Source organism: Flavobacterium sp. ALJ2 (assembly GCF_015594725.1).
Classification (GTDB): Bacteria; Bacteroidota; Bacteroidia; order Flavobacteriales; family Flavobacteriaceae; genus Flavobacterium.
Window position 1 is genome coordinate 31,014 of the sequence record NZ_JADNRC010000018.1, and the last position, 26,124, is coordinate 57,137.

The window sequence follows — 26,124 nt, forward strand, 5'->3', positions numbered from 1 at the left end:
TTTTTTTTGAGGCAAAGGTTCAAAGGCTCAAAGTTTGTGAGGAACGAATGGTCTCATTTACTAATTTGATAAAGATTATGAAGTTTCTTGCGGTGATTTCTCCTGTGTCGGAATGACAATATTGGAGAAAAACTTTGCGTACTTTGTGTTAAATACATCTAAATCTTTGCGAACTTAGCGGTTAAATTTTCCGCTACATAAATAATATGTCTTAACGGTTTTGGATAAAAAAAATAACTTAAAATATAAAAAATGACAATTGGAATAGGCGGTTCAACCGCAGCTGTTGAGTTAGAAAAAATAGTAAATATGACTTTGGATGTAAAGCCAATCCAGTCTGAGGAATATTTAAACAGAATTAAAAAAGCAGTTGCCATTATGAAGGATATAAAGGTAAAGGCAACTTATGTTAATGCTGGAACGAACCTTTATTATTTTACTGGTACAAAATGGAATCCTTCTGAGAGAATGGTTGGGGCTTTATTGTATGATGATGGAACGCTAGATTATATTGTTCCTAAGTTTGAAGAAGGTACTTTTAAAAAGTATATGGAAATAAACGGAAAAATCAATTGTTGGGAAGAGCATGAATCGCCATATGTATTAATGGGAGAATTATTAAAAAATAAAAATATAGTTGATGGAACTATAGCCATAGACGAATCGGCTCCATATTTTTTAGTTGACGGTGTAACCAAAAGAAATCACACATACACTATCGTAAATGCACTTCCAATTACTTCGGGTTGTCGAATGCAAAAATCGGTTAATGAGATTGCTATTATACAAAAAGCGAAAGACATTACGATGGTAGTGCAACGTGCAGCAGCTAGGATATTACGCCCTGGAATAAGTGTTAATGAGGTTACAAGTTTTATCAATGATGCACATATTAAAGCTGGTGTTGCTTCAGGGTCTTATTTCTGTATTGTTTTGTTTGCTGATGATACTCAATTTCCTCATGGTGTTTCTATTCCTCAGGATTTAAAAGAAAACGGAGCTGTTATTATAGATACAGGTTGTCGATTAGAAGGATATCTTTCGGATATTACCAGATCATACGCTTACGGAACTCCATCTGAAGAATATAAAACGATTTGGAATCTTGAAAAAGCGACACAACGTACCGCTTTTGAAGCTGCTCAAATAGGAGCGACTTGTGGTTCTGTAGATGATGCTGCCAGAAAAACTTTAGCGGAAGCGGGATTGAGTCCAGATTATAATTTACCGGGATTACCACATAGGGTAGGACATGGAACTGGTTTGGATATTCATGAATATCCTTATTTAGTTAGAGGTAGTGCAATTGAACTTCGTGAAGGTATGGTTGTAAGTAATGAACCAATGATTTGTATTCCAGGAAAATTTGGTATTCGTCATGAAGATCATTTTTATATGACTACAAATGGCCCTAAGTGGTTTACTGAACCAATGAATAGTGTTGAAAACCCTTTTGGGTATTAATGTTATTTAAAGTTTCACGCAGATTCAAAAGTCAAAATAAATACAAATTCCACGGATTTACGCAAACTAATTAGTGTAAATCTGTGGAATTTGTGTTTAACCTCAGTATGGTAATTCATCGGCAGGAATGCCTATAAAGTCGGGTTCGGGTGTGGTTTGAAATTGTACTGCTTTAATGTCTGTATGTCCTTGTAGTAGTGCTTTCATAACACGATGCATACCATCCATCAAACGTCCGTTGGCACATAAAATAATTGGATATTCTAAACTTGCTTCTTCCATAAGTTTTATATGCTCCAGAATTGCTGTACCAGTGGGTAATTGGCTTGGGTCTTGAAACCAATATGTTTCGTTTACTTCTTTAATTTCGCTTAGCAAAATATTTTTGATGGGGAAGTTTTTAGATAATTCTATTAATCTATGTACATCCCATGCTCTTAGGCCTTCTTCACTCTGACGTAAGTTATATTGTTTTCTCATATTGTTTCTTACTTAATCATGCAAAGTTATGTAAAAAGAAAAACCGCCGAAAGGATATCTTTCGGCGGTTTAGTTTTAGAAATTATTTTTCTAAAATTACTACTTATTTAATTACTAACTTTTTGGTTTCTTTAAGCGTACCATCAGTAAAAACTACATAATATATACCTGTTGGTAAATGGTTCAGATAATAACTGGTTGTATTATGAACGGTATCAATCAACGCTCCGTTATTGTTATAAATTGTAATTACCAGATTTATTGATTCTATATTCTTAAATGAAAAGTTAACTACATCTGAAGCAGGATTAGGGGACATTGTAAATGATTTTTCATTTTCAACTTCATTAACTCCAAGTGTAGATGGAAGTGTAACATCCATAGGAGTGCTCCAGTCACTGGTTCCACTTGCGTATACTGCTCTTATTCTTATTCTATAGTTTTTTTCTTCACCTTGTTTTTCAATATATTGATTGTAAGTAGTAGATATTGCAAAATCTGCCCATCCTGTTACTGCGTTATATAATTGTATCTCATAACTAGTAGCACCATTGATTAAAGCCCATGTGGCATAAAATCCATTTGTATAAGTCCCATTTTTAGGATCATAAAATACCGGTACTGCAAGAGTTGGGTTTGCATTATCGAAAGTTACGGTTACAATATTTGAATATGAAGAATATGTTGTATTCTCGTTTGCTCTTACTTTATATGAGTAGCTACTTCCTGCTGTTAAGCCTATATCTGTATATGAAGTTTCGTCGGCTCCAAGAGTTGCAATTACGCTATAGGATCCGTTTCCTAAAGCTCTTTCTACTGAGTATCCAGTTTCGATGTCTGAGTTATCATCCCATGTTAAATCAACTTCAAGAGCAATTGCATTTGCGGTTAGGTTAGATGGTGCTAGTAATGCTCCTGGAAGAGTGAAATCTCTAGGAGTACTCCAGTCGCTTGTACCGGTTGCATTTACAGCTCTCATTCTTACTCTATAACTTGTTTGTGTTCCTTTTTTATTGATATATAAGTAGTGAGCAGTTGAAGTTCCTTGATCAACCCATCCGTCAGTTTCATTATATACCTGAATATCATAACTTGTAGCATTATTGATTAATCCCCATGTTACATAAAATCCTGTAGCATAAATTCCTGTGTCTCCTTCATTAATTACTGGTTTAGCCAGTGTTGGGTTAGGATTAGAATCTTCGATAGTTACTGTTGCAACATTCGAATAATCAGAGCTCGTTGCATTCATGTTTGCTTTCATTCTGTACGAATAAGCGTTTCCTTTTATTAATCCTGTATCTGTATAAGAAGTTACGTTTGGAGCAAAAGTTTTAATAACGCTATATGCGCCAGTTCCTTCGGCTTTTTCTAATGTAAATCCTGTTTCATTATCTGAGTTATCTACCCATGTTAATGCAACCGTAAGTGCCGCTACATTTGCTGTTGCTGCCAGATTGCTTGGAGCATTAATAATTGGGGTTGTTATAGATTCATTTGGTTTCGTATTGTAAGCAAAATTGGTAATTGTATATCCATTTCCGGTTGCATCTACTTTTACTTTCATCCATCCATAACATGTTCTTCCTCTGTTTGTGTATTCAAAACCTACATAGCCAGTTTCGTTGTCCCATGTTGTGTATGTTGAGGTACGCAAATCCAATTGATTAGGATATGCTCCAGGCGCTGTAAAATTACTTGTTGTACCTATTGTACCTCCAGCAGGAACTTTGGTGATATTTCTTGTTCCAGGCTCGCAAACCAATCTTTTGCCATAGGTTTCAATTTTTAGTGCATTTGCTGTAAATTGCCATGCGCCATATTCGGTATTATCTCCAATGGCTAAATTAAACCATTTCCAGTTTATTGCAGATGAAGCGCTATAATCAGGGTTGTCTACATAATAGATCCCGTAAGGAGCTTCAAATTCTATTTTTATAGTTTTTGCTGCATTATCAAGTGTTGTGATTCCACCAGTTATAGCTGCATCTTTAAATGTTACTATTACCGAAGAATTATTATTAGGTAAGTGAGAAGTTGCTTTTCCTGTTAAAGCTAGTATTGCTTTAGAGTTATTCTCTAATGTTAAAGTTGCTGTTAATCCTGCTGGTATTCCTGTTATTGTATAGTCTGTACCTGCTATTAATGCTCCTGTACTTTTTGTAAAAGTTCCATTATTTGTTGATAATGTAATTGCTGCATTTGTTGTAATAGCACCATCATTAACATCAGATTCGTACAATGTACTTGGTGATAATGTTACACCAACTTTAGCTGTTACTCCTGTAGTAATAGGAGCTCCTGGTTGTGTGTTGTAAGCGTATTCGGATATTGTATATCCGTTTCCATCAGCATCTACAGTAACTTTGAACCATCCATAACAAGTTGCGCCCTCAAGTAGATAGTCAAAACCTACATATCCTGTTTTACCATCCCAAGCTTTGTATGTTGTAGTACGTAAATCCAATTGATCAGGATATGCTCCCGGAGCTTTAAAATTACTTGAAGGACCTACTTGCGTATTTGCAGGAAGTAGCGAAATGTTTCTAGTTCCTGTTTCGCATACAAGTTTTTTTGCATAAGTCTCAATTTTTAATGCATCGGTTGTGTATCTCCAAGCTCCAAAAGAGGGATCATCTCCTGTTTCTATATCAAATGCTTTCCAAGTAAGGGCTGCATTTGCTGTAGCATCTGGCATATCTACAAAGTATATTCCATAAGGATCTACAAATTTAATATCGTAATATAAAGCCGTACATGTCATGGTTGAAGCTCCACCTGAGAATGCAGCTGGTAAAAATGTAATTGTTCCTTTGGCACTATTAGACTTTAAGTGGCTTGTAGCTTTTCCTGTTAAAGTAACAGTTAATTGAGAATTAGAATTAACTGTAATTACTGGAGTAATTCCTGCTGGAAAAGTATGAGTAAAATGTGTTCCAGAAGTCATTGTTCCAGATGCAAGTGCAAAAGTTTCTGTTCCTGTAAGGGTAATTATTGGTGCAGAATCAAATGAACCATCGTTAACAACGGCTTCTTTAAAGAAATTTGTGTTTGAAGCTAATAATCCGCCTGTTGTGTTTACGCCAGTAGCAATTAAATTGCTTTCTTGCCAAAGTGTTTTTCTAGCAGGATGCTCTAAGGCAGCAAGCATTCTGTCGATTTGTCCTTGAGTGTACATTTTATAACAACCTTGAGCACCATTGTATCCCATATAGTTTTCATTATTTACTCTATCTCCATTACAGTTTGTACCTTGTGTACAGGATAAAGTATGTTTTCCATCTTCAAGTGGAGTATCATCTACCTCATCAGAACCTGTACATCCACCTTCAAAAGTGTGTATTAGGTTTAAGAAATGACCAAATTCATGTGTTAAAGTAGCCGAGAATTCTTTGCTGTATGAATTATCAAATAAATACGCTCCATTAAATACAACTCTAGCCGTATTGCTTGCTGTCATACTTGAGCTAGGGTACCATGCAACGCCTGAATTGTTAAGTGTTCCATCGGCATATAAATCGTTTTGGATGTAAATATTCATGTACTTTTTATTATCCCATGCATCTGCAGCAATTTGGTCATCGTATCCACCACCGTTACCATAACCGTTTTTGGCGGGATGAAATACAACACCAGTACTACAACCACCATTTGGATCGATTTTGGCAAGTTTAAATTCAATTTTTAATGTTCCTCTTCTTGCCTGAAAAAAAGGATCAACTGTTGCGTAATCAGCATTACGTCCATTAAAATCATCATTAAGTTCTTTTAGATGATTTACAATTTTTTGGTAAGTAACGGTTTTTCCACTTTGCACATCACCATAAATATGAAACACTACTGGTATAACATAGGATGTTTCTACTTTTTTGGATGTTTTGGATTTTTTCTCTGTGCTGAATTTTTTGCTGAAAGCATCAAAGTCTTGTTTTTCTTTTAATGCATGAGGATTTAGTTTGTAGATTTTTTCGTTTTCTTCACTAGTCCGACAAGGCAACCCTTGTGCACTTATTTTTAAAACGAAAATGAGCGTCATAAATAAAAATAATTTTGTTTTCATATTCTTTGGAATTTGTTAGTATGAAGCCAAAGATATTTTTATATTAAATTATGGAGTTGTACTATTTTATTCTTTTATGATGTTAAATTATCTATAAATTATGTTTAACCTTTAATTATGTGTTTTTATTGTTATAAAATATTATTTATTTCGTATTTAAAAAATGTTTTCTATTAAGGTTCGAAATGAAGCGTAAAAAAACAGGCACTGGGGAGTGCCTGTTTTAATTCAAGGAAAGCTTAATATGTTACTAATTCAAAATTAAAATTTATCCCAGAATAATTTTGTTGTCATTTTATCACCACCAATTGCTGTAGCAGCAGCATTGTAGTTATCTCTGTTTAATGTAGAATCAAAAAGAGAATAGATATTTCTCACTGGTACTTTTCCTTCAGCCTCAGAAACTGCTGTTGGTGGAGCTACTAAAATAGGGAAGTCTAACCTTCTATATTCAGTCCAAGCTTCGAAACCACGGTTGTAGTAAGCAATCCAAAGTTGGTAAGCAATTTTTTGTTTATCCGTTCCAGAAGCAGTAGCAAAAGCTACATCAGTTCTGGCTATATAAGTATTTGCATCTGCACTTGAAACGTTCCAATAATCCATGCTAGAACGAATTCCTTTTTCATAGTAATCGGCAGCTGTGCCACCTACGCTAAAACCTCTGTTTGCAGCATCAGCAAGTAAGAAACAAGTTTCGGTATAATCGAAAATTACACCTGGATTTGTTTTTTGTTTTATTCTAACTCCTGGGAGTGAGAAGCCACTGTAAGTAACTTGTTTTGCATATGGAGCACCTTTATATACGCCACCAATTTTTGAAATTGGATCAAAAAAGACATCTCTTCTTGGGTCAGATTTAGCATTTAATTCGTTTACAAAAAATTCTGCAAGTATGATTTGTTTCTCTTCTGCCAAACTTGTATATAATGGATTTTGATCTATAACAGTACTATAGTATTGAAACAAAGCATTTTCGGAATTGTTATTTATTAATCCAGAGTTATACGCAGATTCTACCATAGTTTTTGCTTTTGCAGCATCAACATCAGCAAGATGTAATCCCATTTTTAGCTTAACACTATTGGCTAGTTTTTTCCACTTTGCAACATTGCCTTTATAAATAAGATCTGCTGAATCAAAACTTTTGTTACCACTATCTAGATTTCCAATAGCCTCATCTAGTCTGCGTGCTAAATCAAGATAAACTGTTTTGGCATCATCATATTTTGGAGTTGGATGATTTGTAATATCTAGTGCTTCTGAGTAAACGATGTTACCAAAAATATCAACTAAAGTTTGGTAAGCCATTATGATTTGAATATCTAATACAGCTAATTTATTTTTCTTAACAGCAATTTCTATCGAGCCTAGAGCTTGCTCGTTAGTTATCATGTTTTTAGCAACTTGTAAATCTTTTAAAACATCTCTATATAATAGTACCGAATGAGAGTTTCCTAAGTTTCTTTTTGCCTGATTATAGTTTACCTCATCTGTGTAAGTTGATGTAGACCAATATTGAGCATATCCTCTAAAGTTATTATCATTTACTGATGCATTTGTCAAGAAATAAGAATAATTTACTTGAGAGGTAGTCATTAAAGCACTAGGTACAGTTGTTGTATACGCTTTAGTATTTTCGTTTAATGTATCGAGATCATCACAAGAAGCTATTGTAAGCAATAGTGCTCCTGCAAAGAATATTGTTTTTAAATTTTTCATTTTATTTGTTTTTAGAATTGAACTTTTAAATTAAAGTTATACTCCTTTGTTGTAGGCAATACTCCTGATTGAAAACCTTGTAAGTTACCAGATGAGGTTCCGGCTTCTGGATCAGCATACGGAAGATTTTTACTAATGATCCATAAGTTGCTACCGTTTACAGCAAAAATGACACTATTCATAAATGTATTTGTTAAGTATTTTGAAGGCAGTTTATAGCTTAATCCTACTTCACGTAATTTTACATAAGATGCATCGTAAACGTATCTTTCTTGTGGCATAGCGTTATAAGTATCATAATCAGCCAAAACAACTGTAGTGTTAGGAGTTCCATTGGCCTTTACACCATCAAGGATAATTCCTCCTCCATCAGCAATAGAATTTCTCACGGGGTTGCCTAAATGGTTATTTCCTACGGTACTTTGGTAAATACCTGTTGTATGTCCAAATTGTTGATCTAATGAGTATACATCACCACCTTTTTTAATGTCTATAAGGAAGTTAAAAGTGAAATTTTTGTAGTTAAGGATGTTGTTGATACCTCCAGTCCATTCAGGATTTACATCACCAATTGTTGCTCCATTTACAATTTCGTATCTTCCGTTGTCTTTTACAACTTTTTGTCCATCAAGATATTTATATCCTCTTCCGATAAGTTGTCCGATTGGTTTACCAACTTCTGCGATATATCCAATTCCTTGAGTTGATCCTATAGAAAGTCTTTGGGCGCCACCAAGGTCAAGCACTTTGTTTTTATTGGTTGCCCAGTTAATTCTAGCTTCCCAAGAAAAGTCTTTGGTTTTAAACGGAATAACATTCAAAGAAAGTTCATATCCTTTATTCTCAACATCTCCACCGTTAATCCATGATCTGCTATATCCAGTTTGCGAAGGATTTTCGATTGATAAAATTTGATTGGTAGTATTTGTTTTGTAATAAGAAAAATCTAATCCTACTCTATTTTTTAAGAATTTAAGTTCTATACCGGCTTCATATCCTTTAGTAAGTTCGCTCTTTAAGTCGGCGTTACTTTTATTATTTTCATCAGAAAAACGTATGCCATCAGGTCCAAAATTACTCAACTTGTCATATGTTGATTGGATTACTGCAAACTCAGCATCATTTCCAGTTTCAGCATAATTTAAACGTAGTTTACCAAATGACAACCAACTAGCATCGATATGATTGCTAAAAACATAAGTACCTGTAATAGAAGGGTATGTGTATGTGTTATTTTTTTTAGGTAATGTCGATGATTGGTCAACTCTATATGAACCTTCCAAGAAATAGGTTTCATTAAAATTGAAAGTTGCGTTTGCATATACACTTTGTGTGCCTATAGTTTCTAAATATTCCTGAGGGAAGTTAATAGGGGATATAGTATTACTTAACATATATTTTTCAGGAACAATTAAACCTCCATTAGTTGTTGAAAGGGTATTACCTTTAACTGATCGTCTTGAATTCCCTCCTAATAACCCATAAAATTTTATATTTTCTGTTATGTCAGTTTTAAAGTTTAAGATTAAATCTAAATTGACTTCACGGAATGTTTTATCATATCTTGAATATTGGCCTTTTTTATTTGCTACTCTTCTAGATCCTACAGCTATACGTTCTTCTTGTAATTGGGTGTAATAATCTACAGATCCTTTACCTACAACGTTTAGCCATTTTGCCACATCAGTGCTTATAGCAAAATTACCAAAGAAACGATCTCTGTTTAAAGAGTTGTAGTTTTTATCTCGTTGAAAGTATGGATTATCATGAAATTGTACCTCTAAATCATTTGGTCCACCAATACTCCAACTCGTATTTCTGCCTGTTATATTGTAAGCATCTTCTAAATCCTGAAAATCTATACTTGTATTAAACCATTGTCTCACACTACTTAGGTAGTTATTTCCACCATCACCATACCCAGTTTCATTCATTCCTTTTGCATATGCCTTTAGGTAATTTGCTGAAGCAGATATTTTGGTTTTTGGGCTAAGGTTGTAGCTTGCTGAAAAGTTAAAGTTGTCTTTTTTGTTACTGCTATTTGGTAATATTCCCTGTGCCTGATTGTAGTTTGTGTATCCAAATCTAAAATCTCCATTTTCATTAGAACCTGCTACAGCTATACTATTAGTGTAAGTAAGGCTATGTTGGTAAAAATCATTAGGCGTTTTTTTAACAGGAGCCCATGGAGTTGGGATGCCATAGGTAGGTAATTCTGGATAAAAAGAGTTCCATTTGTAAACTAATATATTTGGATCGTATTTTGGTCCCCAAGAAGCATCGTCTGTTGCTGCATAAGGATGTACGCCACCTCCAAGATCTACAGTTCCATAAAAATCGCCATAACCACCACCGTATTCCATTTGGTACTCAGGTAAAGTCTTTTTATCAGCGACTCCTATGTTTACACCACTGTTAAAAGTAATGCCTAATCCAGCTTTGGTCTTGTTGCCTTTTTTTAGAGTTACAAGAATAACTCCATTAGCAGCTCTAGAGCCATAAAGAGCAGATGCAGCAGCTCCTTTTAAGACATTTATAGATTCGATATCATCTGGATTTATATCCGATGCAGCATTTCCGTAATCATATCCACCAGTGTTTCCAGCTGTTTTTTGTTCTTTAGTATTGGTGTTATCATTGTTTAACGGAACACCATCTACAACCCATAAAGCTTGATTATCTCCAGTTAACGATGATGATCCACGGATAACAACATTCGTTGAACCACCTATGTTATTATTTCGTCTAATATCAACACCAGCAACTTTTCCTGAGAGTGAGTTTGCTACGTTACCGCTATTTACTTTAGTTAAATCTTCTCCTTTTACTTCCTGAGTAGCATAACCAAGCGATTTTTTTTCTCTTTTTACACCTAATGCAGTAACTACAACTTCGTTAAGTGATGTCGAACCGCCAGACATTTTAATGTTTACTTTATTGTTAGTTGCAGGCATTTCTTGAGTTTTCATTCCGATGTAGCTAAATGAAAGAATTTGACTAGGAGACGCATTGATAGCGTATGCTCCATCAAAGTCAGTCTGTGTTCCTGTTTTGGTTCCTTTAACTAATACACTCACGCCTGGTAAAGGCATTCCTGTATCATCGGTCACAATTCCTGTAACTAATCTTTCTTGTGCAAGAATTAGTTGTGTTGCAAATACAAAAAAGAGTATTGCAACTTTCCTAAAATTAAATTTAAATTTCATATACTGGTTTTATTATTAATAAGTGCAAATATTTTGCATTTATAGCTTTTTTTATGCCAATATATTATCATAAACTCAGATTATATTATCTTGTTTTAAGTATACTTTATTTTTGATTTATTGTCTTTTCTAGATTTGAAAGTATTTGTTTACTAAATGGTTCTTTATGTGTTTTGTTGAAAAATTACGGGATAATATTTACTAAAATGATGAGGTATAAATGGGGTATAAACCGAACAGTTTGACATGGATTTCAAACTCAAACATAGCTCAATTTAAAGCAGATTTTTACACAAACTTGTCATTTCGACGAAGGAGAAATCTCCATGAGTAGCTCGACAATTTAAGAAAAACTGTGAGTTAGTTTCTTGCGGAGATTTACTTCGCCTGTTCACTATCGCTCGAGTATCCTTCGTCGAAATGACAAGTTTAGGATTATTTTGCTTAAACTAAAGTTCCTTAAACCCTTTACATGGTTTGAAAAAAACTTTGTAGGATAAAAAAAACAGTTACAAAAATGCTCTTGTAACTGTTAAAATTAATAGTCCTAAAAGGAGGGTATAAGACTATTTTTTTTGAATAAGTCTTTCTATATCTTCAATTTCTATAGGTAATGCTTCAGAGAGATTGATGTTGCCATCATCTGTAAGCAGGTAATCATTTTCTAATCGGCAACCGATTTCCTCTTCTGGTATATAAATTCCTGGCTCGCAGGTAAGCACCATTCCTTTTTCTAAAGTGCGAGAATACAATCCTACATCATGAACATCTAGTCCTAAATGATGGGCTGTTCCGTGCATAAAATATTTTTTATAAGCTGGAGAATCTGGTTTTTGATTAGCAATATCTTCGTTTGTAATTAAACCAAGTTTAATTAGTTCTTTTTCGACCAACCCAGCCATTTGTTTTTCATAATCACTATGTTTGATACCCGGTTTTAAAAACTTAGAACCTTCTTTTAAACAATGTAATACAGACGAATATACTTCTCGCTGACGAGGAGAAAATACTCCATTTACAGGAACACATCTGGTAGTATCTGAGTTGTAATTGGCATAACAAACACCAAAGTCAACTAAGACCATTTGATTGTCTCTGCAAATGGTATCATTAGAATTATAATGTAGAGCACATGCATTTTTTCCAGTAGCAATAATTGGTTTAAAAGCATGACGTGTAGCTCCATTTTTTATTAGCTCATAAACAAGTTCGGCTTCTAATTCAAATTCATTTATGTTTGGTTTAATAGCACTAAGAAGCCCTTTAAAGCCTTTAACGCTAATTGCTACTGCTTTTTTTATAAGAGTAACTTCTTCTTCGGACTTTATTGGTCTTAATTCTCGGGTAATTTTCGCAGTTCGATCGTATTGATGTAATGGATATTTTTCTTTACACCATTGTATCATTCGGTCCTGACGAGTAGCCATCTCTGATGTAATTCTTTTTATGTGTTCATTGTGACCCAAATAAAAAGTATCAGCTTCAAAAGCAAAAAGTTGTAAAGTCTTTTCAAATTCATGAATCCACTTTACGTTTTTTATACCCGAAATTGCTGTTGCTTCGTCTTTGGTCAAGAAATCCCCATCCCAAAGTTTAGTATGTTCACTTACTTCTTTTACAAATAAAACAGCTCGATTTTCTTCTTTATACGCATCTGGATAAAGAACCAAAATAGTTTCGTCTTGATCGATTCCTGTTAAGTAGAATAAATCGTTGTTTTGCGCAAACCCCATAACATCATCTGCATTATTAGGCATTACATCATTAGAAACTAAAATAGCCAAGCTATTTGGGCTCATTTTTATCGAAAAGCGTTTTCTGTTTTCGGTAAATAAAGAAGAAGGAATCGATTCGTATCTCATAAGATTTTATAATTGAAACATTTGTGTATTAACAGAGGTGTTTTTTCCAGAAATAATTTCTGAAACAATTTTACCAGTTGCAGGAGCCAAGCTTAATCCCATCATGGCATGTCCAGTAGCCAAAGTTAAGTTTTTTATTCTTTTGTCACGAGTAATTATTGGCATTCCGGATGGAGTACAAGGTCTGAATCCGTACCATATTTCTTTTTCTTTTGGCATTTCAATTTTTAAATCAGGGTAAAAATCATTGATACTATTAACAATTCCCTGAACTCTATTTTGGTTAATTTTGGTATCGTTAGTATGAGTAATTTCCATTGTACCTCCAAAACGGATATCATTGTTCATAGGAGTCACAGCCACTTTTCCTTCGCATAGAATTGCTGGAATAGAAGGTTTTTTATTTACATCTTTTAGTGTAAAGCTATATCCCTTTCCGGGTAATATTGAAATGGAACGATTTAATTTTTTAGCAATATTTGGGCTCCATGATCCAGTTGCCAAAACAACTTCGTCGGTCATAAAAGGCCCCATGTCGGTAAGTATTTCGGTAACAGTATTGTTCTTTATTACAAAATCTTCTACTAGCGTTCTATTATGAATTGTTACATTCAATCTACTCAACTCTGCTTTTATAAATTGCATGAATTTTTGAGGATAGATATGCGCATCACTTTTATAATGCACACCGCCCAGTACATCAGTTTTAGTTCCTGTTTCTAGTTTGGTTACTTCATCTTTAGAAAGGTAATCTACTTCTAAGCCAAAACATTCAGCTAGTTTTCCCTCATGATTAATTTCTTCGGCAGTTTTCTCTGTTTTATAAAGCATTAGAAGTCCTTTTTTTTCATAAAAAAAAGAATTATTTTCTTTGATAAAATCTTGATATAGCTCTTTACTAAAAAGTGATAAATTACAAAGTGCTGGCATTGCTTTTTCTACATGTTGTTTATTGGCATGTTTGTAAAATTGTAATCCCCATTTTGCCAAATCTATACTTAATCTTGGTTTTACATAAAACGGACTTTGACTATCAAACATCCATTTTATCCCTTGAGTAATCATCCCTGGTTGTGCCAACGGAATAATATGTGAAGGAACTATCATTCCTGCATTGCCATAAGAACAACCATCTGTCATATCCGATTTATCGAAAACAACCACCTGATAGCCTTCTTTTGCTAAATAATATGCTGAACATAGTCCGATTATTCCTCCACCAATAATGCTTACTTTTTTCATTATACTTATAAATTTATAAAATCATTGGTAAGAATTATGTTCTGTAAAACAATGATTTGTTTTTGGGTTTTGTTTTTGTTAAATTACTTGAAAACCAAATGCATACGGGTCTTCATCTTCGTCAATGATTATATTGTTGTATCCGTATACTTTTGCCCATCCTTGTATGCTCGGAACAATGGCTTTTATATCTCCAATAGAAGTTTCTTCTTCGACTTTTCCTATAAATTTGCTACCAATAAAACTTTCGTGTATATAATCTTCTCCTTTTTTTAGTTTGCCCTTTGCGTGAAGCTGAGCAAGTCTAGCAGATGTTCCAGTTCCGCATGGGGAACGATCAATGGCTTTATCTCCATAAAAAACGGCATTTCTTCCTGAGGATGTTGGATCTATAGGATCGCCTGTCCATAACATATGACTTACATCGCGAATAGTATCATTTTCGGGATGAATGAAAAGATTGGGATATTTTTCATTAATTCGTTTGCGAACTTCCTGACTGTATTGAACAATTTTTCCTGCTGTAAAATCCTGTATTCCTGAAAAATTGGTTTGCGGATCTACAATTGCGTAATAATTTCCGCCATAAGCAACATCAAAAACTATTTCACCGAGTTCAGGACAATCCACAGTAAGACCTTCTGCGGCTAAATATGATTTAACATTGGTTAATCGTACCCAATCTACTTTTTTACCCGTTTGTTGGTATTCAATCTGAACCAAACCAGCAGGAGCTTCCATTTTTATCTTACCTGGAATTTTTGGCGTAACCAATCCTTCTTCAATAGCGATAGTTATCGTTCCGATAGTTCCATGACCACACATTGGCAAACAGCCAGATGTTTCGATAAATAAAATTCCAAAATCATTATTTGGATCACTTGGCGGATAAAGTATGCTGCCGCTCATCATATCATGCCCTCGAGGCTCAAACATTAGCCCTTTACGAATCCAATCGTACTCTTTTAAGAAATGTTGGCGTTTCTCGCTCATATTATTCCCAACTAAATTTGGACCGCCTCCAGCAACTACTCTCACTGGGTTACCACAAGTATGTGCATCGACACAAAAAAAAGTTTTTCTTGGCATAAACTAAATAGGTTTGTTGGTTATTATATCATTTATAGTTCTGGTAATATTTAAAGGATTTTTATTTTGCAATGCAGGAGGTAATAACTCGTCTGGCCAATTTTGGTAACTAAATGGTCGAACCCAGCGTTTAACGGCATGAATTCCTACAGCTGTAAATCGTGAATCAGATGAAGCAGGATAGGGGCCACCATGAATCATCGAAGCACACACTTCGACACCAGTTGGAACACCGTTAAAAATTAGTCTCCCGACTCTGTTCTGTAAAGCATCTACAACTGTATTATAATTATAAAGTTCCATTGGTTCGGCAATTATAGTTCCTGTTAATTGTCCGTCTAAATTATTAATTATTTTCAGCAATTCTTCATTATTTTCGCATTGAACAATAATAGAAAACGGACCAAAAACTTCATGGCTTAAAGTAGGGTTTTCTAAGAAGGTCTTACCATCTACGGCGAGTATTGTTTGTGGAGCATAATTTGGAGCGATTTCTCCTTTATATTCAGCAACAGTACTTACTCCGTTTTGCGATTGTATCTTCTCTTTTCCATTATTAAAATCAGCTTTGATGGATGGATGCAGCATACATGAGGGCGCTATTTTTTCAATTTCATCTGCTAATTGAGCTATAAAAAGATTTAACTTTTCGCCTTTAATTCCTAAAAGTAATCCTGGATTAGTACAAAACTGACCCGTTCCTAAGGTTATTGAACCTGCGTAGGCAGTTGCCCATTTTTTGCTGTTGTTTTCTAATGCTTCTGGTAGTATAACAACAGGATTAATACTTCCCATTTCGGCAAATACAGGGATAGGTTCTGGGCGCTGTGAAGCCAAGTCAAATAAAGCTCTACCACCATTAATACTTCCTGTAAATCCTACAGCTTTTACAAGCGGATGTTTCACCAAACTTGTTCCGAGTGTTACTCCGCTACCAATTAAGTTTGAGAAAATACCTTCGGGCATATTGTTCTTTTTAGCTGCTTTTATAACTGCCGAGGCAACCATTTCGCCTGTTCCGATATGCATCGAATGACTTTTTACGATAACAGGACAGCCTGCTGCCAAGGCCGAAGCGGTATCACCACCTGCAGTAGAAAATGCAAATGGAAAATTACTCGAGCCGAAAACAACAACTGGTCCTAATGGAACTAGCATTTTACGTAAATCGTCTTTTGGTAAAGGCAATCTATCAGGAATTGCAGTGTCTATTGTTGCTTCGAGCCAGCTTCCTTCAGTTAGCATGTTTGCAAAAGAACGTAATTGAAAAATTGTGCGTCCCCGTTCACCTTCGGCTCTGCCTTTTGGATATCCTGATTCGGAGCAATATACTTCTAGCAATCCATCACCAAGAGCAAGAATTTCTTCGGCAATATCATTTAAAAAATCAGCCTTTTTTTGTGCTGGATAATTTTTATAAATTTTAAACGCATCATTTGCCAGAGCAACAGCTTCATTTATTTCCTCAGGAGTTGCTTCTATAAATGACCAAGGATTTTCTATATTCAACTGAGGATTTATTGTTTTATATATTTTAGTTCCTGCTGCTTTAAGCTTACTTCCTATATAATTTTTTCCTGTAATCATTTTTTATATGTTTAAGATTATAATTGAATCGAGACTTGCTAAAAGCAGTATGTTTTATGAGCTGGCTATCCTCACAAAATAACCAGCTCCAAAACAAACCAAACTAAAAACAAACCAAACTTAAATAAAGTTTATTCTTTTTAATGTAAACCTATATGACTATCGATTTATAATCAGGAAGTGTAGGTCTTGTACGTAAGCTTTCAGCAATGATTGCCAAGACTCTTTCTCTTTCAGCTCCATGAAGTGGTAATCTCGGTGCACGAACATATTCTGTTCCCAGACCTGTAGCTACTTCAGCTAATTTTATATTTTGTACCAAAAGCGGATTGATATCTAATTCTAACAACGGCAAGAACCATCTATAAATAGCCAATGCTTCTTCGGCTCTTCCTGCTTTTGCTAATTTAAAAATGGCTACTGTTTCTGCTGGGAAAGCATCTACTAGACCCGAAACCCATCCGTCAGACCCCATGAAAATACTTTCTAATGCTAGAGTATCAACCCCAGACAATACCTTTAAACGACCTTTAAAACGATTTATAATTCGGGTTACATTTGATATGTCTCTAGTAGATTCTTTTACTGCCTGAATATTATCGAATTTCAAAATTTCTTCGAACATATCCAATGAAACATCAATTTTATAATCAATAGGATTGTTGTAAATCATGATAGGAAGCGAAGTGCTTTTAGCCACTTCAGAGAAATAGGTAACTGTTTCATGACTAGCTGCATTGTAGCGCATAGGAGGCAATAACATTAATCCTTTAGCGCCATTTTCTTCGGCTTTATTAGCAGCTAGAATGGCAGCCCGAGTAGTTTGTTCGGCTATATTCATGATCACTGGAACTTGTCCGTTAACTATATTGATCGTTTCCTTAATCAATTCTTTTTTTTCATCTTCTAATAATGTACTTGCTTCTCCAAGTGTTCCTCCCAAAATAATTCCAGAAACACCTGCTTCGAGCTGAGCTCTTACATTTACTTCAAACATATTGAAGTCTAACTTGTCATCGGCAGTAAACTTTGTTGTAACTGCTGGCATAACGCCTTTCCATTGAATACTCATAATTACGATTTTAATTTTTTCAAAAATATTTATAACCAGTAAATATGTAATTAGTTAAGTTATCATAAAAAGGTATTATATTATCCTGTTTAATGCTAAAATTTAAAATTATTACTTAATATGTATATGTTTTTTTATATTTATGGCATATAATTTATCTCTTATGAAAGTATTTCCGTTTAAGATTCCAAAAACTAAAGAAGATTCGCTAATTTATCAAGAGGATGTAGAGTTTGTTTTTTATGATAAATTGCACCAACACGAAGAAATTCAAATTAGCTATATTGAGAATGGTGAAGGAACCATTTTTGTAGGCGATACTATTTCTCCTTATCAAAAAGGAGATATTATCGTTATAGGAAGTAATCTGCCACATGTGTTTAGAAGCGAAACCAGCACAAATGAGTTATCAGTTATGCTAACATTGTTTTTTACATCTAATTCCTTTGGAAAAGATTTCTTTATGTTGCCTGGTTTAAAAGATATCCAGCCTTTTTGGGAAAATAGCAAGAATGGATTTGTAGTTAATAATCCTTCTAATAAAACAGTTAAGTGTTTTAAGAAAATTAAAAAGGTAAACGAATTTGACCGTTTTATTCTGTTTTTAGAAATAATTAAAAAACTTTCTCAAGATAAGAAGGTGCCACTTTCTAGTTATATCTATGATAAGAAAATTACAGACAATGAAGGAAAGCGTATGCAAACGGTTTTTGAATATGTGATGACTAATTTTCAGAAGAATATTACCCTCGAAGAAATCGCTGCTTTATCGAATATGACAAAAAATGCTTTTTGTAAATATTTTAAAGTCCGGACCAACAAGACTTTTTTTCAATTCCTGATAGAAATACGGATTGAGCGGGCGGGTAAGTTATTATCGAGGTCACAAGAATTTTCGGTTTTAGAAGTTTCAGAATTATGCGGGTTTAATAATATTTCTAATTTTAATAGAAAATTTAAAGAAATAAAAGGTGTTTCTCCTTTGGTTTACCGAAAATCCCAAATGCTAAAATGGAAACAAAAAGCATAGCTATTATTTATGAAGTAAAAAAATTATGAGTTTTTAAAATTCTGTTTTCACTAGTTGTATTATTTTAAATTAAGTAAAACATATTATAGCTTGTTGTACTCCTTTTATGGCTTTAAGTGAAAATTTAAAAAAAGGAGTATATCTGTTTTTGCTCTAAAATTATTATATCTACTTTTATTGGTGATGTAAAGGCAAAAGGACTTGTAATATTTAATGAATCAAATAATAGTATTAAGTATTGGAATGGAAAAAACAGATTTCTTTGAATAAGATAAGAGCATCTAATGGACTTCACAAAAATGATAAAATTTTAGAACCAGGAGGTACACTTAGCAAATCTACTACTTTAGCTACAGGAGTAAATAGCTTTGATTATCTGGTTACTTTGTCTTAATTATTTTTAGATCTTTAAAATAGCCTATTGTGCCAACATCTACCCAAAGACCAATGCCATTGCCATTAAAATCTCCTAACATTTCATTTACAATAAACGAAGGATGTTTTTGTTCGTTTAGGTAAAGTATTGCTTTTTTATCTTTGATTTCTATTTTTATTGTTATCCATTCGTTTAAATCAATATTGGCATAAGTTTCGTATTGACCTTTGTATTCCTCTTTTCTGAGTTTAGCAAATTTATAGTTTGGGTAAGCATAGTATTGAACAGTATGGTTTCTTTCTAATTGGTTTTCTGATCTTCCAGCTTTAGGTCTTAAATAAATTGACTGGTAGGAACTATTATCTTTATTAACTCTAAAAGCAAGTCCTATAAATCCTTTTGAGAACTTAAAAGGTAAAGGATCTTGTAATTGGCTCAAAACTTTTATTTCAATTATACCATTTTCAAATTCTACATTTTTTAGTTTAAGAAACGTAGGTTCGTCAACAGTTTTTTCTAAATGGTTTATATTGAATGGGACTTTTGTTAAATCACGTTCAACTTTTAGAACTTTTTCACCATTTAAAAAGGTAGTGGTTGCAATTACATTAGAAAGTTCAAATTCTTTACCATCATAGTTTATCGTTTGTGCAGAGCTATATATAATTGATAAAGTAGAAAGTAAAATTGTTACACTAAACTTTTTCATGTCTTTTAGATTTATTAGTTAAATTTTGAAAAGGCAAAGTTCAGGTAAGAATGTGAGTTTACCAATGAACTAGATCAAGAAAAAGTATTGATCTAGTTTAAGTATTTGATTTGTTTAAGCGGTGACGTAAGCGACTAACGAACTCTGGAGTGATGCCTAAAAAGGCAGCAATCTGGTTTTGAGGCAGGCGGTTTGCTAAATGAGAGTAGGTTTCTAGAAATGAATTATAGCGGTCTTCTGCTGTGGAGCTGATATTTTGGAGCAAGCGTTTCTGTAGTGATACATAGCTGTTTTCTATTAATACACGGAAGATACGATTGAATTTTGGAGACTGAACATATAGTGTTGTTAAGTCATTATAGCTAATATGCAAAACCAATGTATTTTCTAAAGCATCGATGTTCATTTCTGAGGGCATTGCAGAATAGAAACTTCCGATGTTGCTCATCCACCAGTTTTCTGCTGCAAAATGAATAATATGAATACCACCTTTATTATCTACTTTGTACATGCGAAGGCATCCGTGTACTACAAAATACATATGTGTACTTATATCACCTTCTTGTAATACATATTGTTTTTTTCGGTAATGTCTTGACTGGAATTTTTCTAAAACAAGCGCTTTTTCTTTTTGGTTAAGTGGAATAATATTTTCAAAATAAGCAATAAGAGATGCTTTACTAGCGATTTCCTGATCTTCAATCATATTAAATTTTTTACAAAATTAATAATTATTTTAGGCGGAAATATATATGTTTTTAATAGCAAAATCAAACTTTGAAAGTAATACTTATCCATATAAATATTAAAATTTAGAATATCAATTTAGGAATCAGATTTGTATTCTGTAATTTTACATGGCACAAAATTTATGTGTAGAAAAAACAGATTACTTTTTATTGAATTTATAACCGATTGTTACAAAAAAGCTTTCATTGTATATTTTCCATTGGTGTTTACTTTCGGAATTTTCTAATATTGGCACCAAACCTCTAGTGTATCTTGCACCTATGTTAATACCATTTGGTAATGCATAATTTAACCCTACTATAAATCCCGCATCCATTTTCTGGCTATAATTGCCCGAAGATTGCCCAGTTCCGTAAATTATTTTGTCGGTATATGTATTTCCGTTTTCATCTTTGCGTTTTACCGAAGCGTTTAATAAAAGGCCTAGATATGGTCCTGCATAAACTTCAAACCCTTTGTAATAAAGAGTAGGGCTGGCAGGAAACAGGTCTATATATTGACGTTTAAATTTGCTGTCGAATTCTGGATTTATCTCATCATCTATTCTGATTGTTGTAACACGCTGGCTATTAAAAAGCTCATGTTTTAAACCAAAGTAATTGGATGTTTTATTATCGAGTGTAATCCCGATTGAATGTCCGATTGTTCTTTTGGATGATCCATCACTGGATAGATTATCAATATCTTTTCCTTTTAATGATGACCAGTTTGTACCCCCACTTATGCCAAATGTGAAGCTTTCTTGTTGTGCACTAATTTTTAATATAAAAAAGAGCATGATGCAGATTGTATATATGTTTTTCATTTTAGCTGTATTATTTTAAAAAGTAATATCCCAAATACCTGCTGATTTTTCTAGTTCAACTAGTGCGGCAGCATAATTGTATAAGGTTTCATAATAATTAAGTTGGGTTTCATTATAGGTTCGTTGTGCATTTAAAACTTCGAGTAAACTAGTTTCTCCACGTTTGTAGCTATATACTTTTCCATCAAGAAGTTTTTGTGCATCTGCTAGTAAACCTGTATTAAATTGGCGCACTTGTTTTTGTACTGTGAGATAATTAAAGTATGCTTTTCTTACTTCTATCTGAATTTGTAATTCTGTTTGTTTGTATAATACATCAGCTTGTTGCGTACCAAATTCTGCAGCTTTTAACTCTCCTTTATATCGATTTGAAAATTTCAAAGGTATTGTGATGCCTGCCGAAACGGAGTTTGATGATGGAGTAGGAGCTACTGCATTACTCACTATCGATGCGCTTTCTACACCTAAACCTAACCCCAGATCGATTACTCTATTTGCTTTGGCTAATTTTAAAAGTTCCTGAGATACATTTTTGTTTTTTAGTGCTGCCTGTAAATCGGCTCGATTGTTTTCGGCAGCGGTAATTAGCTCATTCAAATCAAACAAACGGTCAAACTTCGCTAAGTCTCCTGATGGCGAATACAATGTATCTGCTTTTTGATTGCCTACCATAGTTCCTAGTTCTAATAGAGCAGTTTTCCAATCGGCTTCACTTTGGTACACTTCATTGAGCATTGAGTTGGCTTCTAACTTACTTTGGCGTGCATCAATTTCGGCTATATTCCCTAATTTATACTGAATGCTATCTGCTGCTGCTATGTTTTTAAGAATAGTATAGGAGTTTAATTGTACCTTGAAGATGTCTTTTTGCTTTAAGCTGGTTAAATAGTTTAAAGTAGCCTCAGCACGCAGGTTACGAAAATAATCTTCTAGCAATGCTTTTGTAAGCTCGTTTGTGCTTTTTGCTACACTTATTCGAGCTTTTCGCTTTCCGCCAAGTTCTAATGTCCAGCTTACTTCTGACGAAAAACCATATCCCATTTGCATTCTTCGCTGTCCATTGTCGCTAGCTCCAATAGCAAGTTCTGGATCAGGAAATACTTTTGCAGCTTCTATATCTGCTTCGGCTATGTTTATATTAAATTTCTCAGCTGCATACCCTAAATTATTTTTATTTACTAATGATAAAAAATGAGTATAGTTTATTTTTACTTGTGTAAATGTGGTATCTATCTGAGCATTTGATACTGCCGAAATCGACAGCAGTATCAAAACGAGTACCCATTTATATTTTATATTTTTAATCATAATGCATCGTTTTATTGATTATCGACTTCTTCTTGTAGTACTTCGTTTTCGTTTCCAAATTTTTTCTCCATCAGATAATAAAGTGATGGTAAAGCAAATAGTGTCAGAATGGTAGAGAACAGCAATCCATATACGATTACTGTTGCCAGAGGGCGCTGTACATCGCTGCCAATGCCGGTTGCTAATGAGGCTGGTAATAGTCCTAATATGGCAACAGTTGCAGTCATTAATACAGGTCTAAAGCGTTGTTTTGCGCCATTTGTTACTGCACCAAGTAAATCCATTCCTCTTTTGCGAAGCTGATTAATGTGCGAAATCATAATAACTCCGTTTTGTATGGCAACTCCAAACAAGGCAATAAAACCTACAGCAGATGATACGTTAAGCGTCATACCTCGCACATTAAGCGCCAGCATTCCTCCAAATAATGCTAGTGGAACGATACTCATTAGTAATCCTGCCTGACGAAATTTCCCGAATGCACCATATAGTAACACAAACATTAATGATAATGCTAGTGGCACAATAATAGCTAAATGGCTGTATGCTCGCTCTTGATTTTCAAATTGGCCACCCCATTTTATTTTATATTTTTCGTGGTCGTATTTTACTTTTTCTTCAATTTTAGCTTGTGCTTCTGCTAGGAAAGAACCTAAATCGGCACCTCTTAAATTTAATCTAACCGTAAGATGGCGTTTGTTCATTTCTCTTGCAATGGTGCTTTCTCCTGTATTAAGCTTAATATCGCATACTTGTGACAACGGAATTTTAATTCCCTCGGAATTTGTCAGCATTAGATTTCCTATTTTTTCCAGACTATTACGGCTTTCTTCATTGTATCTCGTTATGATATCATAAACTTTATTTTCTACAAATATTTGAGACACTGCTTTTCCACCCATTGCTACTTCTATTAATTCTGACACATCATCTACGTTCAGTCCGTATTGAGCAATTTTTTGACGGTCGGCAATAACTTGTATTTGGGGTAATGGTGGCTCTTGATCAATAGCTAAGTCAACTGCACCTTTTACGTTTTTTAATGTTTTAATGATGTCTTCGGCTATTCTTCTGGTTTCTTTAAAATCGTTTCCATAAATTTTTACAACTAATTCGCTATGTGCTCCTGATATTTTATCCATTACACCATCAATCATCGGTTGAGTAAATCCTACATTATAACCTGGCATGCTTGCGTATTCTTCTCCGAGTTCTTTTATTAAATCGGCTTTGGTTTTTCCCCATTTCCATTGGCTATATGGTTTTAAACCAATGCTGCATTCGTAGTGCGATGGCGTCCATGCGTCTGTTCCGTCATCATTACGACCTGCTTGTACCATCATATAGGTTACCTCATCGTATTTTAATGTTCGATGACGCAGCGTATCACTCATTTCTTTTGATTTCTCTAAAGTTATACCCGGTGGTAACGATACTTGTAACCAGATTGAACCTTCGTCTAGTGGAGGTAAAAAATCTTTTCCTACCATTGCAGTAAGTATAAATGCAAAGCTTAGTACTGCAACTAATGGTGCAATTACTTTTTTAGGAGCCTTCATTATCTTTAGGATGCTGTTATGATAAGCATTGGTTAGTTTATCCAACCATTTATTATGATACATTTTTTGTGGCTTGCGATAAATAAAATAAGCCAATCCCGGAATAAGCAATAAGGCAACTGCTAATGCTCCTAATAATGCATATCCTATAGTAAATGCCATTGGTGTAAACAGTTTTTTCTCTACACGCTCAAAAGCAAATAATGGCAAGTAAGCAATAATGATAATTAGCGTTGCAAAAAATATTGGTCGTGCTACACTTTTTGCTCTTTCGGCAACACTTTGTTCTGTGAGTTCTATGTCTTCATGATCCTCTCGTTTCTTCAGTATGGTTTCCATCATTACTATTGCGCCATCTACAATAATTCCAAAATCAATTGCTCCCAGCGAAAGTAAATTGGCTGGGATATTAGTAAGCTTCATTAAAATAAAGGCAATTAAAAGCGAAATAGGAATTGTAATTGCTACTAATAATGCGCCTCTCCAACTTCCAAGAAAAACAATTAATACAATAATTACCAGTGCCATTCCTTCTAATAAGGTATGTGATACGGTGGTAAGTGTGGTATCGACTAAATCGGTTCTGTCTAAAAAAGTATGTATCTGAACTCCTTCTGGAAGGTAATTTTTATTTAAATCAGCAACAGCTTCATTTACTCCTTTTAAAACTACTGATGGATTTTCGTTTTTTAGCAAAAGTACAATACCTTGTATATTATCTGAATAATCTGCACCTCGCTTGTCTGAATATCCTAATGCCCCTTTGCGCTCCAGATTTCCATATTTTAATTTTCCAATATCATTTAGATAAATCGGAACTCCGTTTACTGACTTTACTACAATACGCCCAATATCTTCTAGGTTTTTTACCAAACCAATTCCACGTACTACATACGCCTGATCTCCACGATTGATGACACTTCCTCCAACATTGGCGTTGTTTTTTTCGATAGTTTCAGTTACTTCGCTTAATGATAAACCATATTGTTCTATTTTTCGAGGGTCTAGTTCTACCTGATATTGTGTTGTAATACCTCCAAAATTGGTAACATCGGCAACTCCTGCAATTTGTTTTATTCTCGGAATAATGGTGTATTGTTGTAATTCACTTAGGGCTCTCAGGTCATGGTTTTTACTTTCGATGATGTATCGATAAATTTCGCCAGTAGGAGAGGTAAGTGGGTCTAAACCCGGAATTGCCCCATAGGGTAATTCAACATCGTTTAAACGCTCCTGAATCCTTGCTCTGGCAAAATAATCATCGACTCCATCATCAAAAACAATAGTTACCATAGATAGTCCAAAGGTGCTTTTGCTTCGCATTACGTGCATACCTGGTAAACCATTTATGGCGCGTTCTATCGGAATAGTGATTTGTTGTTCTATCTCTTCGGCTGCTAAACCCGAAACTTGCGTGACTACCTGCGAGGTTACATCGCCAATGTCTGGATAGGCTTCTACCGAAAGCTTTGTCCATGAATAATAGCCAAATACGGAAAGAAGTAAGAATAATGCTAGTATTAACCAGCGTTTTGCTATTGTTGTTTGAAATAGGTGTTTTTTCATTTTTTTTCTTGTTAAGGGTCAAAGGGTCTGAGGTACAAAGGTTCAAAGTGAGCTCCAAAGACAATAATAACCTGATATTTAGTATTTTGTAGTTAATATCACATCTTGTTTACCATTTCGACGAAGTAGATCCGAGCGATAGCAAACAGACGTAGTAAAACTCGTCCAGTAGCTTAACAATGATTATGGAGTTTCTCGCGAAGATTTCTCCTTCGTCGAAATGACAATATTGGGAAAAAC

General features: G+C 34.2%; 17 protein-coding genes. 3 read left to right on the top strand and 14 right to left on the bottom strand.

Annotated features, from left to right (window positions below; genetic code table 11):
• Window positions 1-252 precede the first annotated feature (252 nt).
• Window positions 253-1,464, top strand: a complete 1,212-nt coding sequence (locus IUY40_RS17235) for a Xaa-Pro peptidase family protein (RefSeq protein WP_195738103.1) — start codon at window positions 253-255, stop codon at window positions 1,462-1,464.
• Between the two features lie 102 nt (window positions 1,465-1,566).
• Here IUY40_RS17235 and IUY40_RS17240 read toward each other — a convergent pair whose 3' ends face one another.
• The 9 genes from IUY40_RS17240 to IUY40_RS17280 all read right to left on the bottom strand — a co-directional run bounded on the left by IUY40_RS17240 (window position 1,567) and on the right by IUY40_RS17280 (window position 17,781).
• Window positions 1,567-1,944: a hypothetical protein gene (locus tag IUY40_RS17240; RefSeq protein WP_195738104.1), complete on the bottom strand. Its 378-nt coding sequence runs from the start codon at window positions 1,942-1,944 to the stop codon at window positions 1,567-1,569.
• Window positions 1,945-2,047: 103 nt separating this feature from the next.
• The gene (locus IUY40_RS17245) at window positions 2,048-5,980 is read right to left on the bottom strand and encodes a M43 family zinc metalloprotease (protein ID WP_229335628.1); all 3,933 of its coding nucleotides are present in this window, start codon (window positions 5,978-5,980) and stop codon (window positions 2,048-2,050) included.
• Between the two features lie 285 nt (window positions 5,981-6,265).
• Complete coding sequence (locus tag IUY40_RS17250; RefSeq protein ID WP_195738106.1) at window positions 6,266-7,723, bottom strand: SusD/RagB family nutrient-binding outer membrane lipoprotein; 1,458 nt, start codon at window positions 7,721-7,723, stop codon at window positions 6,266-6,268.
• Window positions 7,724-7,734: 11 nt separating this feature from the next.
• Window positions 7,735-10,929, bottom strand: coding sequence for a SusC/RagA family TonB-linked outer membrane protein (locus IUY40_RS17255; RefSeq protein WP_195738107.1), 3,195 nt, complete (start codon window positions 10,927-10,929; stop codon window positions 7,735-7,737).
• 566 nt (window positions 10,930-11,495) lie between these two features.
• Window positions 11,496-12,791 carry an aminopeptidase P family protein gene (locus IUY40_RS17260; RefSeq protein WP_195738108.1) on the bottom strand — a complete coding sequence of 432 codons (1,296 nt, stop codon included), beginning with the start codon at window positions 12,789-12,791 and terminating at the stop codon, window positions 11,496-11,498.
• A gap of 6 nt (window positions 12,792-12,797) precedes the next feature.
• The gene (locus IUY40_RS17265) at window positions 12,798-14,033 is read right to left on the bottom strand and encodes an FAD-dependent oxidoreductase (RefSeq protein ID WP_195738109.1); all 1,236 of its coding nucleotides are present in this window, start codon (window positions 14,031-14,033) and stop codon (window positions 12,798-12,800) included.
• Window positions 14,034-14,111: 78 nt separating this feature from the next.
• The gene (locus tag IUY40_RS17270) at window positions 14,112-15,122 is read right to left on the bottom strand and encodes a 4-hydroxyproline epimerase (RefSeq protein ID WP_195738110.1); all 1,011 of its coding nucleotides are present in this window, start codon (window positions 15,120-15,122) and stop codon (window positions 14,112-14,114) included.
• Window positions 15,123-15,125: 3 nt separating this feature from the next.
• Window positions 15,126-16,709: an aldehyde dehydrogenase (NADP(+)) gene (locus IUY40_RS17275; protein ID WP_195738111.1), complete on the bottom strand. Its 1,584-nt coding sequence runs from the start codon at window positions 16,707-16,709 to the stop codon at window positions 15,126-15,128.
• A gap of 151 nt (window positions 16,710-16,860) precedes the next feature.
• Window positions 16,861-17,781 carry a dihydrodipicolinate synthase family protein gene (locus tag IUY40_RS17280; protein WP_195738112.1) on the bottom strand — a complete coding sequence of 307 codons (921 nt, stop codon included), beginning with the start codon at window positions 17,779-17,781 and terminating at the stop codon, window positions 16,861-16,863.
• A gap of 163 nt (window positions 17,782-17,944) precedes the next feature.
• Between IUY40_RS17280 and IUY40_RS17285 the strand changes: the two genes are divergently transcribed.
• Both IUY40_RS17285 and IUY40_RS19635 read left to right on the top strand, forming a co-directional pair.
• Complete coding sequence (locus IUY40_RS17285; protein ID WP_195738113.1) at window positions 17,945-18,811, top strand: AraC family transcriptional regulator; 867 nt, start codon at window positions 17,945-17,947, stop codon at window positions 18,809-18,811.
• A gap of 262 nt (window positions 18,812-19,073) precedes the next feature.
• The gene (locus tag IUY40_RS19635; protein WP_255520471.1) at window positions 19,074-19,205 is read left to right on the top strand and encodes a hypothetical protein; all 132 of its coding nucleotides are present in this window, start codon (window positions 19,074-19,076) and stop codon (window positions 19,203-19,205) included.
• Here IUY40_RS19635 and IUY40_RS17290 read toward each other — a convergent pair.
• The 5 genes from IUY40_RS17290 to IUY40_RS17310 form a co-directional block, all read right to left on the bottom strand.
• On the bottom strand, window positions 19,192-19,896 hold the full coding sequence (locus IUY40_RS17290; RefSeq protein ID WP_229335630.1) for a hypothetical protein: 705 nt from the start codon (window positions 19,894-19,896) through the stop codon (window positions 19,192-19,194). The two genes, IUY40_RS19635 and IUY40_RS17290, sit on opposite strands and share 14 nt — an antisense overlap.
• A gap of 97 nt (window positions 19,897-19,993) precedes the next feature.
• A complete protein-coding gene (locus IUY40_RS17295) occupies window positions 19,994-20,602 on the bottom strand; it encodes a Crp/Fnr family transcriptional regulator (RefSeq protein ID WP_195738114.1) in 609 nt (202 codons plus the stop codon).
• 183 nt (window positions 20,603-20,785) lie between these two features.
• Complete coding sequence (locus IUY40_RS17300; protein ID WP_195738115.1) at window positions 20,786-21,451, bottom strand: porin family protein; 666 nt, start codon at window positions 21,449-21,451, stop codon at window positions 20,786-20,788.
• A gap of 15 nt (window positions 21,452-21,466) precedes the next feature.
• A complete protein-coding gene (locus IUY40_RS17305) occupies window positions 21,467-22,759 on the bottom strand; it encodes a TolC family protein (protein ID WP_195738116.1) in 1,293 nt (430 codons plus the stop codon).
• Between the two features lie 11 nt (window positions 22,760-22,770).
• Window positions 22,771-25,884, bottom strand: coding sequence for a CusA/CzcA family heavy metal efflux RND transporter (locus IUY40_RS17310; protein WP_195738117.1), 3,114 nt, complete (start codon window positions 25,882-25,884; stop codon window positions 22,771-22,773).
• Window positions 25,885-26,124 lie beyond the last annotated feature (240 nt).

Bases quoted from the DNA above. Each gene is read 5' to 3' on its own strand.
- IUY40_RS17235 (WP_195738103.1), top strand. From the start codon at position 253: ATGACAATTGGAATAGGCGGTTCAACCGCAGCTGTTGAGTTAGAAAAA.
- IUY40_RS17240 (WP_195738104.1), bottom strand. From the start codon at position 1,944: ATGAGAAAACAATATAACTTACGTCAGAGTGAAGAAGGCCTAAGAGCA.
- IUY40_RS17245 (WP_229335628.1), bottom strand. From the start codon at position 5,980: ATGACGCTCATTTTCGTTTTAAAAATAAGTGCACAAGGGTTGCCTTGT.
- IUY40_RS17250 (WP_195738106.1), bottom strand. From the start codon at position 7,723: ATGAAAAATTTAAAAACAATATTCTTTGCAGGAGCACTATTGCTTACA.
- IUY40_RS17255 (WP_195738107.1), bottom strand. From the start codon at position 10,929: ATGAAATTTAAATTTAATTTTAGGAAAGTTGCAATACTCTTTTTTGTA.
- IUY40_RS17260 (WP_195738108.1), bottom strand. From the start codon at position 12,791: ATGAGATACGAATCGATTCCTTCTTCTTTATTTACCGAAAACAGAAAA.
- IUY40_RS17265 (WP_195738109.1), bottom strand. From the start codon at position 14,033: ATGAAAAAAGTAAGCATTATTGGTGGAGGAATAATCGGACTATGTTCA.
- IUY40_RS17270 (WP_195738110.1), bottom strand. From the start codon at position 15,122: ATGCCAAGAAAAACTTTTTTTTGTGTCGATGCACATACTTGTGGTAAC.
- IUY40_RS17275 (WP_195738111.1), bottom strand. From the start codon at position 16,709: ATGATTACAGGAAAAAATTATATAGGAAGTAAGCTTAAAGCAGCAGGA.
- IUY40_RS17280 (WP_195738112.1), bottom strand. From the start codon at position 17,781: ATGAGTATTCAATGGAAAGGCGTTATGCCAGCAGTTACAACAAAGTTT.
- IUY40_RS17285 (WP_195738113.1), top strand. From the start codon at position 17,945: ATGAAAGTATTTCCGTTTAAGATTCCAAAAACTAAAGAAGATTCGCTA.
- IUY40_RS17290 (WP_229335630.1), bottom strand. From the start codon at position 19,896: ATGAAAAAGTTTAGTGTAACAATTTTACTTTCTACTTTATCAATTATA.
- IUY40_RS17295 (WP_195738114.1), bottom strand. From the start codon at position 20,602: ATGATTGAAGATCAGGAAATCGCTAGTAAAGCATCTCTTATTGCTTAT.
- IUY40_RS17300 (WP_195738115.1), bottom strand. From the start codon at position 21,451: ATGAAAAACATATATACAATCTGCATCATGCTCTTTTTTATATTAAAA.
- IUY40_RS17305 (WP_195738116.1), bottom strand. From the start codon at position 22,759: ATGATTAAAAATATAAAATATAAATGGGTACTCGTTTTGATACTGCTG.
- IUY40_RS17310 (WP_195738117.1), bottom strand. From the start codon at position 25,884: ATGAAAAAACACCTATTTCAAACAACAATAGCAAAACGCTGGTTAATA.